Annotated in this window: 11 protein-coding genes and 3 tRNA genes; 4 read left to right on the forward strand and 10 right to left on the reverse strand. The window is 38.2% G+C overall.

Annotated elements, in window-relative coordinates; genetic code table 11:
- Positions 1–218: 218 nt before the first annotated feature.
- The 4 genes from DEU42_RS05155 to DEU42_RS05170 form a co-directional block, all read right to left on the reverse strand.
- A tRNA-Arg gene (locus tag DEU42_RS05155) sits at positions 219–292 on the reverse strand.
- Positions 293–323: 31 nt separating this feature from the next.
- Positions 324–398, reverse strand: a tRNA-Pro gene (locus DEU42_RS05160).
- Between the two features lie 7 nt (positions 399–405).
- Positions 406–489: transfer RNA gene (locus tag DEU42_RS05165), tRNA-Ser, on the reverse strand.
- Positions 490–652: 163 nt separating this feature from the next.
- Entirely contained in the window at positions 653–1,225 is a 573-nt protein-coding gene (locus DEU42_RS05170) for a hypothetical protein (RefSeq protein ID WP_114757220.1), read from the reverse strand.
- 134 nt (positions 1,226–1,359) lie between these two features.
- Here DEU42_RS05170 and DEU42_RS05175 point away from each other — a divergent pair, with 134 nt between their 5' ends.
- Positions 1,360–2,772: a PQQ-dependent sugar dehydrogenase gene (locus tag DEU42_RS05175; protein WP_114757221.1), complete on the forward strand. Its 1,413-nt coding sequence runs from the start codon at positions 1,360–1,362 to the stop codon at positions 2,770–2,772.
- Here the strand turns inward: DEU42_RS05175 and DEU42_RS05180 are convergent.
- The 6 genes from DEU42_RS05180 to tsaD all read right to left on the reverse strand — a co-directional run bounded on the left by DEU42_RS05180 (position 2,769) and on the right by tsaD (position 8,325).
- Positions 2,769–3,944: a THUMP-like domain-containing protein gene (locus DEU42_RS05180; protein WP_114757222.1), complete on the reverse strand. Its 1,176-nt coding sequence runs from the start codon at positions 3,942–3,944 to the stop codon at positions 2,769–2,771. The two genes, DEU42_RS05175 and DEU42_RS05180, sit on opposite strands and share 4 nt — an antisense overlap.
- A gap of 2 nt (positions 3,945–3,946) precedes the next feature.
- Positions 3,947–5,038, reverse strand: a complete 1,092-nt coding sequence (locus DEU42_RS05185; protein ID WP_114757223.1) for an AI-2E family transporter — start codon at positions 5,036–5,038, stop codon at positions 3,947–3,949.
- 84 nt (positions 5,039–5,122) lie between these two features.
- The gene (locus tag DEU42_RS05190) at positions 5,123–5,761 is read right to left on the reverse strand and encodes a DUF4159 domain-containing protein (protein ID WP_114757224.1); all 639 of its coding nucleotides are present in this window, start codon (positions 5,759–5,761) and stop codon (positions 5,123–5,125) included.
- A gap of 243 nt (positions 5,762–6,004) precedes the next feature.
- Positions 6,005–6,364, reverse strand: a complete 360-nt coding sequence (locus DEU42_RS05195; protein WP_114757225.1) for a DUF2200 domain-containing protein — start codon at positions 6,362–6,364, stop codon at positions 6,005–6,007.
- A gap of 229 nt (positions 6,365–6,593) precedes the next feature.
- Complete coding sequence (locus tag DEU42_RS05200) at positions 6,594–7,301, reverse strand: 16S rRNA (uracil(1498)-N(3))-methyltransferase (protein ID WP_114757226.1); 708 nt, start codon at positions 7,299–7,301, stop codon at positions 6,594–6,596.
- A 1-nt stretch (position 7,302) separates the two neighbouring features.
- Positions 7,303–8,325, reverse strand: a complete 1,023-nt coding sequence (tsaD, locus tag DEU42_RS05205) for a tRNA (adenosine(37)-N6)-threonylcarbamoyltransferase complex transferase subunit TsaD (protein WP_114757227.1) — start codon at positions 8,323–8,325, stop codon at positions 7,303–7,305.
- A 197-nt stretch (positions 8,326–8,522) separates the two neighbouring features.
- Here tsaD and DEU42_RS05210 point away from each other — a divergent pair, with 197 nt between their 5' ends.
- The 3 genes from DEU42_RS05210 (at position 8,523) to gap (ending at position 15,206) form a co-directional block, all read left to right on the forward strand.
- Positions 8,523–12,962, forward strand: a complete 4,440-nt coding sequence (locus DEU42_RS05210) for a translocation/assembly module TamB domain-containing protein (RefSeq protein ID WP_233506621.1) — start codon at positions 8,523–8,525, stop codon at positions 12,960–12,962.
- Positions 12,963–13,170: 208 nt separating this feature from the next.
- Positions 13,171–14,157 (forward strand): 6-phosphofructokinase, encoded by a 987-nt coding sequence (gene pfkA / locus DEU42_RS05215; protein ID WP_114757229.1) that lies wholly within the window; start codon positions 13,171–13,173, stop codon positions 14,155–14,157.
- 47 nt (positions 14,158–14,204) lie between these two features.
- The gene (gene gap, locus DEU42_RS05220) at positions 14,205–15,206 is read left to right on the forward strand and encodes a type I glyceraldehyde-3-phosphate dehydrogenase (protein ID WP_114757230.1); all 1,002 of its coding nucleotides are present in this window, start codon (positions 14,205–14,207) and stop codon (positions 15,204–15,206) included.
- Positions 15,207–15,243: the final 37 nt, after the last annotated feature.

The raw sequence follows: 15,243 nt of genomic DNA on the forward strand, positions 1-15,243 counted from the left end.
AAAAAAAAACACTCGATTGAGTGGTTTTCTGTATGCGATTGCGACAGGATTCGAACCTGTGACCGTCCGCTTTGGCGCGGTGCTCTATTTAGTTGTGATATGCGATTGCAACAGGATTCGGGATTGTGACCGTCCCGCTTTAGCGCGATGCTCTATTTAGTTTTGATAATGGTTAAGGGTATAAAAAAAAACCACTCGATTGAGTGGTTTTCTGTTTGTGATTGCGACAGGATTCGAACCTGTGACCGCCTGCTTAGAAGGCAGGTGCTCTATCCAGCTGAGCTACGCAACCCGAATCCTTCTGAATTCTCATTGTTTTTTTGTCGGGGTGGCAGGATTCGAACCTGCGACCTCCTGGTCCCAAACCAGGCGCGATGACCGGGCTACGCTACACCCCGAAAGAAGCGGAGAGACAGGGATTCGAACCCTGGCGACGTTTGCACGCCGACAGATTAGCAATCTGCTCCGTTACCACTCCGGCACCTCTCCTCTTTCAAAAAAGCTCAAAAGTTTTACCCTTTTTGCGGTTGCAAATGTAGTAGATGATTCTATTATCTGCAACTATTTTTAAAGGTTTTTTTGATTTTTTTGTAACGTTTACTTAAAGTCTTTAACAGTCAGGACTATAGTGAAAGTATTTTTTTTGAAAAAATTATCGGATACACTTCAGGTTGTTGATGAAATAGGTGTCCGGGCTATATTTTTCTTTCATGTTTTCACTGTTCAATTCTGATTTTACCGGGTAGTCTACGGTTTCAGTTGCATATTTTACCCTGATAAATGAGATCGAATTTTTTTCAAGTTCTTCAAGAGAACCTTTTGTAAAAAGGAAACTTCCTGTCAGTACTCTTATATTATTCTTTTCGTTATTGTCATAAATAAGGCCCGAGCACTGCTCCTCTGTGGCACTGATAAGTGTTATTATCTTTCCGTTGGTAAGCTGGATATATATTTTAGATGTCTTGTCTATGCAAAATACTTTTGGGAATTCCTTACTTTTTGCCAGTAACTGAAAGTTTAGTACCGGTACGCCTTCATTGTTTGACATTGAAAAGAACATAAACTGAGATGTACCTGCAAATACTTTTTCATACATAAGGTAATCTTTTGTTGATTTTAGTTCTTTACCATCGCCGTTACTAATAATGGTAAATTCGCAGTCTTTGTTTTGTGCCGTTGCAGCTAGGCCAAAACCCAATAAAGCCATTAATAAGAGTTTCTTCATTTTGATTTGAATGTAATTGGAGGCCAAATATAATCAAAATGAGAGTGGTTGTTACTTTTTGCTTAAAGGATTGTCATCTCATTTAAAAATGTAATAGCTTTGATATTCCATCATCTAAATCTAAAAATTGCCTTATGACCAAAACATTATTTGTGTTTCCGGTATTGCTTCTTTCGGGAGCGCTTTATTTCTGTACCAAAGAGAAAAAAGAATATACTCCTGTTACTGCAATTACTACTGAAAGAACACCTCAGGAAAATTACCAGAACTATTGCAGCGGTTGCCATGGCGAAAAAATGGATGCTTTTGTAGACCGTGGATGGAAACATGGTAATACACTTAATGATCTTGTAAAGGCGATTACAAAAGGCTATGAAGATGAGGGTATGCCTGCTTTTGAAAAAACATTCAGCAAGACAGAGATAGAAGAGCTTGCCGATTATATACTGAACGGTATTAAAAACAGGGCTGCTTACGATTTTGAAACAGTTCCTAAAACAGGAATTTTTGAAAGCGAAAAACTAACGGTTAAACTTGATACGGTGGCTACAGGACTTGCTGTTCCGTGGGGGATGGCTTTCCTGCCCGAAGGAAGCCTGCTGGTTACTGAAAGAGGGGGTAAACTTTATCAGGTAAAAGACAGAAAGAATTTAGAAATCAAAGGTGTTCCCGAAGTTCTTGCCAAGGGGCAGGGAGGATTACTCGATATTGTACTCGATCCTGAGTTTGTAAAAAACCGATTGATATATTTTTCATATTCAAAACCAAAAGGTAATCTTGCAACTACTGCCGTAATGCAGGCGAAGCTTGAAGGGAACAGGCTTACTGGTCAAAAGGTGATTTTTGAAGCACTGCCTTATGCCTCTACGCATCATCATTATGGAAGCCGTCTGGTTTTTGATAGTAAAGGCTACCTGTTCATATCAGTAGGGGAAAGAGGAAATGAAAAGGAAAATCCTCAAAGTCTTGAAAATTCACTTGGCAAGATTCACAGAATAAAGGCTGACGGTTCAATTCCTGCAGATAATCCTTTTAAGGATAAGTCAGGCAAACCTACGTCGTTGTATTGTTATGGTAACCGTAATCCGCAGGGAATGACGCTAAATCCGTCTACAGGCGAATTATGGGAAACAGAACACGGTCCGAGAGGAGGAGATGAGATAAACATAATAAAACCGTCTGCTAATTATGGCTGGCCGGTTACAAGTTATGGTATAAATTATAACGGAACTACAATTACCGATAAGATTACCGCACCGGGTATAGAAGAACCATTGTTATACTGGCTGCCTTCTATAGCGCCTTCAGGTACAGCTTTTGTTACTGGAGACCGTTATAAACCATGGAAAGGAGCCTTACTGGTAGGATCGTTACGTTTTAAATACCTTAACCTTTGTTATCTTGATGGATACAAAATCACAGGACAGGAAAAACTACTTAAAAACATTGGGCGCCTTCGTGATGTCCGCATGGGGCCCGATGGTTATATTTATGTAGCTGTCGAAGATAAAAAGGGTTCAGTGTTCAGGTTGGTGCCTGTAAATTAAGCTTTAGAACACACTAAAACCAATTTCTCGTTCTGATTGTTTGTGGTGAAGAAAGCATAAGTGTCACCGCCGTCTTTGATTTTCCATTTTTTACGAATATCTTCAACCGAAAGAGGGAAATTACGTGTGGTAATATTCATTTTTTTGCCTTCTAAAGGTTTCATTTCTGCTTTTTGGTAAGGAATGATCTCGTCAATAACAAATCGTCTGCCTTCAAAGCTAATGAGTTGGTCGGAGGTATATAGTTGGGTGTGCCTGTGCAATTTGGTAATGTTATAATGATGTGCCACTGCATCAAACGCCCCGGATTTCATTATGGCAGCATTAGGCTCGTAAAGGTATTTTTTAGGTACCGAGTATGGAGCTTCATCAGCAGGCTCGTATGATGTCCTGAAAATATCTTCGCCATCTTTTACCAGATTGACGGCTATTAGTGTCGGAGTGCTTCTGAATCCTTTTTCAAGAACCCACAACAGTTCTTTTACTTCGTTGTTTACTGCGACAATGTGTATTTCCTTTACCGAATGCAATTCACTTAAACCCGCACTTATATCTAATATTGGTGCAGTTTTGATAAGTATGTTGTGAGTGTATTTAAGGTATTTTTCGAGCAGATCAGGCACATTAGGCAGGCAGTCTTTCAGCATAAAAACTTTGCCTTTGGCATCATTACGTCGGGAAGGGTCAATGTATATCCAGTCCCAGTGTTTGTGTTCTATATCTAATGTTTGGGTACTGTTGCCCGGCATACATTCGATATTATCAGCCTTAAGGATTTCAAAATTATGTTTTGCAATTGACGAAAGATGGATGTCCAGTTCGCAGTGCATAACTTGTTTTACTCTTTTAGAAAAGTAGTAATCGTCTACACCAAAACCACCGGTCAGATCAATGAGGCTTTCACCCGAAACAAGTCCCGACTTGTATCTGGCAGTAGCTTCTGATGAGGTTTGTTCTACCGATATTTTTGAAGGATAAATAATGTTGCCAGCTTCAAACCAGGTAGGAAGTTTGTCTTTTGCTTTTTCACGGGCAGCAACCTGCCCAATTATTTCGGTCCAGTCTGTATCCGGAAACGGATTTTTTTGCAGGGCAAGTGCAGTAACAGGTTTGCCGGTATTGTCTTTTATAAACTGCTGAATGTCTTGTTGTAATAATTTGTGTAAAAGCAAAACTATAAGTCTTTGGTAAGTATTCTGACAACCTGATTCTCGGGGAAAAACTCTTTGGCAACGACTTTAATAGTAGTGTATGCAGGAATAGCTATTATCATTCCGAGTATGCCAAACAGAAATCCGCTGGCCAAAATTACTATAAATATTTCAAGCGGATGCGAATTTACACTGTTCGAAAATATAAGGGGTGACGTAATGTTGTTATCTATAAACTGAGCAACGCAATAACCAATGAAAACATATAATGTTGTTGAAAGCATTTCGCCTTGAGATTCTGGTCCGATGTTTCCTAATAAGGTAAGTATAATAACTAGAATTGATGAAATAAGCGGCCCAATGTATGGGATAATGTTAAGTAATGCAGTAATAAAAGCAATAATGAATGCATTTTCTACGCCAAAAATAAGCAACACTATCAGGTAACATATAAACAGGCATGACATCTGGACCATTAATCCAATAAAGTAACGACTCAACATTTCGTTGGTTTTTCTGAAAGAATTAATGATTTTCTCCTCGTGTGCATCAGGCAGTAATTTTTTTACTGATTTCTTGAACAGTTCTTTATCCTTAAGGAAAAAGAAAGTGATAAAAGTTACCGAAGCAAGCCCAATTCCAAATCCACTAACGATATTAATCAGGATATTGATAAAATTAGGAATGAAATTAAGATTAAGTTTTGATGTTAAATCCGTGTGTTTAATTAATTTATCTGTGTCTATATTAAAGCCGGCAAGGTAGTTTTTTATATGAAGCACCATGTCACTGAAATCCTGCTCCAATTTATGAGTATCAAGTAAAGATAAATTCTGTCCCTGAGCTATGATAAGCGGAACAAACAACATAATAAAGCCTATAAGTAGCGCTATCATGAAAATCAATGTGGTTATAACTGCAGGTGTATGGCTGAATTTGCATCTTTTTTTAAGAAAATCGACGATAGGAGTAGCAACTGTGCTAACAATTAATGCTATAAAAAGGTATAAAATTACTGTTTGTACCTGGTATAGGAAATACAATAAAAGGCAACAGCCTACAATAACAGCGAGTGCGCGAAGTATTCCGTTAGCGATAGTTTTAGATGTCAGCATGTTGGTTTGTTTTGTGCTATCGAATTTAAGAAAAAAAACAAAGCAAGATAGTTTAATTAAGAGTTTACTGCATAAAAAATGCCTTTAGTTATTAAAGGCATAGTTTACTATGTTAGCACCCATTCTAAGGGCTTTTTCGCGTACATCTTTTGGGTCGTTATGTACTTCCGGGTCTTCCCAACCATCACCAAGATCGGTTTCAACGGTATAGAGTACTACAAGTCTCCCTTCAACAAAAATTCCCCAGGCTTGTGGTGGCTTATTGTCGTGCTCATGTATCTTGGGTATACCCTGCGGAAAAGAGAAAGGACCCTTGAAGATTTCGTGGCTGGCGGGTACAGCTACCAGTTCTTTGTCTGGAAATACCTTTACCAGTTCCTTTCGGATATACTTATCCATACCGTAGTTGTCGTCAATATGCAGGAAACCGCCCGAAGTAAGATAGTTCCTTAGATTGATTACATCACTGTCACTAAAAACCACGTTTCCGTGCCCCGTCATGTGGATGAAAGGATAAGAGAATATATCGGCACTCGAAGGGTCTACCGTTGCGGTCTTTGGGTTTATTTTGGTACGGATGTTCTGGTTGCAGAATTTAGCAAGGTTAGGCAATGAAGTAGGATTGCCATACCAGTCACCACCACCGGAGTATTTAAGTACTGCGATTTCCTGTGCACTAAGCAGGGCAGGAGCGAGCAGTAATGTATAAAGCAATTTTTTCATGAATAATGATTGTGGTGTAAATATAGTTTTTCTTTTGTCTTGAAACAAAAGAAACAAAAATTCAAGGCTCTGACTCCTTAGGCTAAAAATTATTTCATTTGGCTAAACCATCCGAACTCGCCTTTGGCTCAAACAGCGGATGCTTCTTAACGCCTCACTCATAATTTTCTTAACGCCACGGAGCCTAATGCCTTAGCTTCACTCGGAAGTAATAGTAACTGAAAACTGAGATTGAACACTGATTTACTCCCTTAAAATCTTCTCCATGGCTTTTCCATTCGCAAGTTCATCAATCAATTTATCTAAATAACGAATTTGCTGCATCAGAGGGTCTTCAATATCTTCAACGCGGTAGCCGCAAATTACCCCGGTAATTTTTGAGGCATTGGGGTTTATTTTTGGGGCATTAGTGTAGAAATCCTCAAAATTGGTTTTATTGTTAAGAATTTCCTGTAATGCCTTTGCGTCATAGCCTGTCAGCCAAAAAATAATTTCGTCTACTTCGGCTTTGGTGCGTCCTTTTTTCTCTGCTTTGGTAATGTAATGCGGGTATACACTAGCAAAGGACATTTTTAGGATTTTTTCGTAATTTTTGTCGGTCATAATTTATCAGTTTATTTTTCTTTTGTCTTGAAACAAAAGAAACAAAAATTCAAGGCTCTGACTCCTTAGGCTAAAAATTATTTCATTCAGCTAAACCATCCGAACTCACCTTCGGCTCAAACAGCGGATGGTTCTTAACGCCTCATTCATAATTTTCTTAACGCCACGGAGTCTAATGCCAAAACTTCACTCAGGTGTCATTTAGCATGTCGACAACTGTGACTGGAAACTATTCCTCGTTCACAAAAGCTACACTGTGTGCTGATACAACAGCAGCGGTTTCGGTGCGTAAGCGAGTGTTGCCTAAAGATACGGGAATATAATTACTTTGTAGCGCAAGATTGATCTCTTTAGTTGAGAAATCACCTTCAGGACCTATGAGTATTGTTACTTCTTTTTTAGGCTCAAGCGCATTTTTCAAAAGGCGTTTTTCGGTTTCCTCGCAATGTGCGATGAATAGTTGTCCTTTCTGATGGGTGTTAACAAATGCATTAAAAGCGACAGGTTCATTAAGTATCGGCATATAATACTGTAACGATTGTTTCATAGCACTCTGAATTATCTTCTCAAAACGGTCGCCTTTAAACACCGTTCTCTCACTATGTTCGCAAATGATAGGAGTTATTTTGGTAATACCTATTTCGGTTGCTTTTTCCAGAAACCATTCATAACGATCGTTCATTTTGGTTGGCGCAACAGCCAGATGTAACGAGTAGGGTGCAGGTTCATGGAATTCTTCAGCAATGATCTTTACCTCACATTTTTTCTCATTGGCAAAAACAACCTCAGAAGTGAAAAGATAACCTTTACCATTTGAGATGTGGATTTTATCGCCTTCTTTTTTACGAAGCACTTTTACAATATGCCTGCTTTCTTCCTTATCAAAAGTAAAGCTTGCGGTTCCGGGTTGTATGTCGGGATTGAAGAATAGCTGCATATTATAATTCAATTCTTGCTTTAGAGGTGACCGAAGCATCATTGAACTGATGTTCCAGGTATTTATGATATCCCACAATGCCTATCATTGCGGCATTGTCGGTAGTGTATTCAAACTTAGGGATAAAGGTTTTCCATCCGTATTTTTTCTCGGCTTCCTTAAGTGTGGCACGAATACCACTGTTAGCCGAAACCCCTCCGCCAATAGCAACCTGTTTTATACCTGTTTCATTAACAGCCAGTTTTAGCTTATCCATTAGTATATTGATTATGGTATACTGGATTGAGGCACAGATGTCGTTCATATTATCCTTTATGAAATCAGAATTTTCAGCTACATTTTTTTGAACAAAGTAAAGTATCTGGGTTTTTAGTCCGCTAAAACTAAAATCGAGTCCCGGTACTTTTGGTTTTGTAAATGCATACGCTTTTGGATTACCCTGTTGTGCATATTTGTCAACCAATGGCCCGCCAGGATAAGGGAGTCCTAATATTTTAGCACTTTTGTCGTAAGCTTCGCCTACGGCATCATCGGTAGTTTCGCCAATGACTTCCATGTCGAAAAAGCTGTTTACCTTTACAATTTGTGTATGCCCACCGCTAATGGTCATGGCCAAAAATGGGAAGTCGGGTTTATCAAAGCCTTCTTCATCAATAAAATGCGCCAGTATATGCGCCTGCATATGGTTTACAGCAATAAGCGGAATGTCAAGTGCCAGTGCCATAGATTTTGCAAACGATGTGCCTACAAGTAGTGACCCCATAAGTCCGGGACCTTGTGTAAAGGCTACAGCACTAAGTTGATCGCGGCTAATGTTAGCTTTTTTCAGGGCAACATCAATTACAGGTACAATATTTTGCTGGTGGGCACGTGAGGCAAGCTCCGGAACAACACCTCCGTATTCCTCATGAATTGCCTGACGTGCAACAACATTAGAGAGTACTTTTGCGTTTTCAAGAACAGCAGCAGCCGTGTCGTCACACGAGCTTTCTATCGATAAAATATATGTAGGTTTTTGCGGCATAATTTGAGGCACAAAATTTGGTATTATAAAAAAGGCTTAAAGCGAATTTAACAACGTTAAAAATTTCTATTTTTGTTGCTTATTAGCCATGGTAGCCAGCGTACAAATTTAAAACAAATAGCAGTATCAAAAAATTTAAAAAAATACTTATCAGAACGATAATCGGGATTATCGTATTTATACTGCTGTTGGGTATCATGCTGTCTTTGCCATTTGTACAAACAGCTATCGGTCATTATGCTACCGATAAGCTAAACAAAGACTTTGGTACAAACATAAGTGTCGAAAAGATTGCCATCTCTGTTTTTGGTGGCGTTAAGTTAAAAGGCGTACTTATTCTTGATCATCACAAAGATACACTTGTTTCAGCTAACAGGATCCAGACGAATATATTAAATGTAAGAGGGGTTCTGGACAGTAAGCTGCGATTTGGTGTTATCCGATCGGACAGGTTAAACTTCCACATGAAGACCTACAAAGGTGAAAAGGTATCAAACCTTGATGTATTTGTAAAATCCTTTGATAATGGTAAGCCGGGTAGCGGTAAATTCAGGCTGAGGACAGATGAACTTTATGTGACTAACGGAAGGTTCAGGCTGACTAATGAAAATGCTGTTACACCCCGTGTGCTTGATTTTAAAAAGCTTAACGGTGAACTTGGCGATTTCTATATTAAAGGGAGCGATGTGTCTGCAGATATAAAAAAACTATCACTGCTTGACCACAGAAAGCTTTTTGTTGAAAATCTTAAGGCAAAATTCAGCTATACCAAAACAAATATAAAACTTGATGACCTGGAACTGGCTACATCAGAGTCAGCGCTAAAGGGGGCGGTTAAGCTTACTTATACCAGAGAAGACATGAAAGATTTTATCAATCGTGTCGATTTTGATTTTTTGATTGACAGGGCTACAGTGTCTTCCAATGAGCTGAATTATTTTTATAATGAGTTTGGCAAGAATCAAAAATTTTATCTTTCAACAAGACTTAAGGGACCATTAAACAATTTTGTACTTCATGATCTTAAATTATTAGATAAAAATAATTCAGAAATTATCGGTTCGGTAAATTTCAGGCATCTTTTTGATAAGGAAGGTCCCGGATTTTACATGAATGGTAATTTTGACAGGGTTTCTTCTAATTATAATAACCTTAAAAACATAATGCCGAGGATACTGGGTAAAAGCTTACCTGTTATTCTTGAAAAATTTGGACGAATTGATTTGGTAGGTGATGTTGTTCTTACTAAAAAAGATCTTTCGACAAATATGTATGTTATGTCGGAACTTGGAGAGGCCACAGCAAATGTTTCGGTTAAAGATTATAATAAGCCCGATATAGCCACTTACCTGGGGACTATAGATCTTGAAGGTTTTAATGTAGGAGGTGTTATTGATAATAAAATGTTTGGCCTGGCAACACTTCATTTGGATGTAGATGGTCAGGGATTCAATAAACAATCATTAAATACTGCTGTTAAGGGCGATATTACCCAGTTTGTTATCAATAAATACAATTACAGGGATATTGATATTGATGGTAAATTTAAGTGGCCGTATTTTAATGGAACTGTAAATAGTAATGATCCTAACCTGAGGATGTCTTTTGACGGCTTGGTAGATATGAGTAAAAATCGTAACAATTACGATTTTGATATGCAGGTGGACTATGCCGATCTTCACTTGCTGAACTTCATGAAAAAAGACACATTATCTATCTTTAAAGGTAATGTTGTGGCTAATGCCAGTGGTAATAGCCTTAACACACTTGCGGGTAGGCTTCATGTTAACAATCTTTCCTACCAAAATAGCAAGGACAGCTATTTCTTTGAAGATTTTACCGTTGATGCTTCTTATGATGAGAATAATGTGAGAACAGTTACCCTTGATTCAAAAGATATTATTGAAGGAAGGGTTTCGGGGCTTTATGATATTAAAGAAGTACCCAAACTGGTTGAAAATGCTTTAGGAAGCCTTTATACTAATTATTCTCCTTATAAAGTCAAGAAAGGGCAGTACCTGGATTTTAATTTCACGATTTATAATAAGATTGTTGAAGTTATTAATCCTGATATAATAGTAGGTGATAATACGGTGCTGAAGGGACGTATTAATGCTGATAAAGGAGAATTTATAATGTCTTTCGATTCTCCGATAATTACGGCCTTTAATAACCAGTTTGAAAAAATAGAGATAGATGTAAACAACAGAAATCCGTTGTATAATGCTTATGTGAGTATGGATACGGTACGGATGAAGAATTATAAAATATCCGATTTTAAAGCGGTTAACGTAACCAAGAACGATACTCTTTACCTGCGCTCTGAGTTTAAGGGAGGAAGCAAAGCCAAAGATTATTTCAACCTTAACCTGTACCACACTATTGATAAGGACAATAAATCAGTTGTTGGATTTAAAAAATCAGAGATTGGGGTTAAGGATTATGTATGGTATATAAATGAAAATGACACTGAACAGAATAAAATTGTTTTCAATAAAAAGCTTACTGATTTTACCATAGACAAATTGACGCTATCTCATAACGACCAAAAAGTTGAACTGGAAGGTATGCTGAAAGGGAAAGACTATAAGGATCTTAAGCTTGTTTTTAATGATGTAGATCTTAATAAGATAACCCCTTCGCTGGATAGCCTTAGTTTTGGAGGGAGGCTTAACGGTGAGGTTAGCCTGAAACAAAACAAACAGGAATTCCAGCCTGCGGCATCGGTTACTATTGATACACTTAAAGTTAATAAGTTTGATCTAGGAGATATGAAGCTTCAGGTAACAGGTGATAAATCGTTCAGGAAGTTTAATGTCAACTCTAACATAAGCAGGAACGGAGACGAAAACTTTAATGTACATGGTGCTGTTGAGATAGTAGACAAGCAAACCCTGTTGTCGCTCGATGCTAATTTCGTTGATTTTGATATAAGTCCGTTACAGGTTTTCCTTAAGTCGGTATTTAAAGAGATTAGAGGTAAGGCATCGGGTAGGGCTGCTATAGTTGGTAATGTAAAAAATCCCGAGATAAACGGAATACTTTACCTTAAAAAGGCAGGACTTAATGTAGGTTACCTAAATACCGATTACAACTTTGCTGATGGTGCGATGGTAACACTTTCCGAGAAGAAAATATCTCTTGCAAATATCGAACTTACCGATACTAAATACGGTACTAAAGGTATCCTGAGAGGTGATATTAAGCATAAGATGTTTAAAGACTGGGAGTTAGATGACATCAGTGTAGAATCTCAAAGGATACTGGTGTTGGATACTCAGGATTCTGACGATGCCTTATATTATGGTACAGCATTCATTAAAGGAAAAGCAAGTATTGATGGTCCTATAAATGCTCTATATATTAAAGTTGATGCAAAATCGGAAGAAGGGACAGATATCAAGATTCCAATAAATAATGCGGGAGCTACAGGCAATAGCGCAGCATTTATTGATTTCCTCAGTCCTAAGGAGGAGCAAAACCGCAAAAAGGGTATAGTTGTAGAAGATAAAACTAAAACCTTTAAGGGGCTGGAGATGAAATTTGATCTGGATATCACTCCAGAGGCAAAACTGGAAGTTATTATTGATAAAAATACGGGACACAGTCTCACCTCGACAGGTGATGGTAGTTTACTGTTGGAGATTAATACACTTGGTAAGTTTAATATGACAGGTGACTATATTGTACGTAAAGGAACCTATAATTTTAAATACGGCGGCGTATTAGATAAGAAGTTTGACGTTAAACGTGGGGGAACCATCAACTGGGAAGGAGATCCTATGCGTGCCCGCCTGAACCTTGAAGCGGTATACGCCACCCGTGCAAATCCTGCGGTGTTGTTGGAGTCTTCGTCTTTCAACAGGAATATTCCTGTTGAGGTTGTAATTATACTTACCGGTAACCTTACAAATCCGGAGCCTGATTTCTTAATCAATTTCCCGGGTGTTAGTTCGGTGCTTAAATCAGATTTGGAGTATAAGCTAAGTGATATGACCGCAAGGCAAAACCAGGCCTTGTCATTACTTTCTACAGGAAGTTTTGTGAGCCCAAACAGCATGGATGCCGGTTCGGCAGTAGCAGGAAACTTATTTGAACGCGCAAGTAGTCTTTTGACTGATGTTTTCTCTGAAGATGGAGCCGATGATAAACTTAAGATAGGCTTTAACTATACCAATGGAGGAAAGAATCCGTATGTAGAGACTAACTCACAGGTTGGATTAACGCTTTCATCACAGATCAATGACAGGATTAGTGTAAACGGTCAGGTGGGGGTACCTATCGGGGGAGTAAATGAATCGCAGATTGTTGGTAACGTTGAGGCGCAGATAAGGCTTAATGATGACAATACATTTAAAGGAAGGGTATTTAATCGTGAGAACGATATAAACTTCCTTGGAGAGGGTATTAACTATACTCAGGGTATCGGACTTACTTATGAGCTTGATTTTGATACATTGCAGGAGCTATGGAGAAAGATTTTTGCGGGCGAACAGGATAAAGATCAGAATGTAAATAGCGATCAGCTTCCTGATTCCGATTTATCTCCTGAATATCTGAAATTTATGGAAACCAGAAATAAGAAAAAAAAGAATACCGATGAAAAAGAGCCCGAAAGGATTCCGGAAACCGAATAATTGATAATTTTAACGGTATAAAATTTTACTTTATAAAAAAAAGCAGGTATTTCAACGAGAAATCACCTGCTTTTTAAGTTTATTTAAGAGATATTTAAGAAAAACTTATTAACGAAAACGTTTGAAATCTTGCAGATTTAATAATGGAATGTAAATTCAAATAAATTATCCATATAAAATTATTAATTTTACAATCAAATACTAAAAAATGTCAGTTAATATAAAAAAAATAGGTGTGCTAACATCTGGAGGAGATTCTCCGGGAATGAATGCCGCCATCAGGGCTGTGGTTCGTACATGTGCCTTTCATAATATAGAATGTGCAGGTATTTACAGAGGTTATCAGGGAATGATTGAAGGAGACTTCAAAGAAATGGGTGCCCGTAGTGTTAATAATATAATCAACAAAGGAGGAACTATCCTTAAATCGGCAAGATCAATGGAGTTTATGACTCCGGAAGGCCGTAAAAAAGCTCACGAAAACTTAAAGAATAACGGAATTGATGCACTTGTTGTAATAGGTGGTAACGGTAGTTTTACCGGAGCACTTTTATTCAATAGTGAATTCAATTTTCCTGTAATAGGAATCCCGGGAACTATCGATAATGATATTTATGGTACTAGCCATACGTTAGGTTATGATACTGCTCTTAATACAGTGGTAGAAGTTATCGATAAGATCAGGGATACTGCGAGTTCGCATAACCGTCTTTTCTTCATCGAGGTTATGGGACGTGATGCCGGCCATATTGCTCTTAATGCAGGTATAGGTGCCGGTGCTGAAGAGATACTTATTCCTGAAGAGGATATGGGACTTGACAGACTTATCGATTCGTTACGTAAGAGTAAAGCTTCAGGTAAATCATCAAGTATTGTAGTTATCGCTGAAGGGGACAGGATTGGTAAAAATGCATTTGAGCTTAAAGAATATGTAGATGAGAACATGCCTGAATATGACGTGCGTGTATCTATATTAGGCCATATGCAACGTGGAGGTTCGCCTTCATGTTTTGACAGGGTTCTTGCCAGCAGACTTGGTGTTAAAGCGGTAGAAACATTGCTTGAAGGCCAGTCTAACTACATGGTAGGACTTATTAAAGATGAGGTTACTCTTACGCCGCTTGAGCAGGCTGTAAAGGGCAAGTCTCAAATTGACAAAGAATTAATACGTGTGTCTGACATCGTATCTATATAATTCACAACAACAAAAAACTATTCACAACAAAAAACATCTATTCACAAATGACAAAAGTTAAATTAGGAATTAACGGTTTCGGTCGTATAGGTCGTATCGTATTCCGTGAAACCTTCAACAGGGACAATGTTGAAGTAGTTGCAATCAATGACCTTCTTGATGTAGACCACCTAGCCTACCTTTTAAAATATGATTCAGTACACGGACGTTTTGCAGGAACTGTTGAGGTTAAAGACAATCAGCTTTATGTAAACGGAAAACACATCAGGGTAACTGCTGAAAAAGATCCTAAAACCCTTAAATGGGATGAGGTTGGTGTTGATGTAGTTGCAGAGTGTACAGGTATATTTACTACAGTTGAAACAGCTCAGCAGCATATTACAGGTGGTGCTAAAAAAGTAATCATTTCTGCACCATCAGCAGATGCTCCTATGTTTGTAATGGGAGTTAACCATGAAACAGCTACAGCTGCTGACAATGTGGTTTCTAATGCATCTTGTACTACTAACTGTCTTGCACCGCTTGCTAAAGTAATCAATGATAACTTTGGTATCGTAGAAGGATTAATGACTACAGTTCACGCTACAACATCTACACAGATGACTGCTGATGGTCCTTCAAGAAAAGACTGGAGAGGCGGACGTGCTGCAAGCGTAAATATTATCCCATCATCAACAGGGGCTGCAAAAGCAGTAGGAAAAGTAATTCCTGCTCTTAATGGAAAACTTACAGGTATGTCGTTCCGTGTTCCTACGGTTGACGTATCGGTAGTTGATCTTACAGTAAAAGTGGCTAAAGAAACGTCTTATGAAGAGATCATGGCTGTTCTTAAGAGAGAGTCTGAAGGTAGCCTTAAAGGTATCCTTGGATTTACTGAAGACGATGTAGTTTCTCAGGATTTCGTTTCAGACTCAAGAACAAGTATTATTGATGCTAAAGCCGGTATAGGACTTAACTCTACTTTCTTTAAGATTGTTTCCTGGTATGATAATGAGTATGGCTATTCAAGCAAGCTTATCGATTTAGCGGTGCATATTGCATCTCTATAATATTTTATAACTTTGTCCCGCTTTTTAAGTAAAGCGG

Source organism: Flavobacterium sp. AG291 (genome assembly GCF_003350375.1).
Classification (GTDB): Bacteria; Bacteroidota; Bacteroidia; order Flavobacteriales; family Flavobacteriaceae; genus Flavobacterium; species Flavobacterium suzhouense.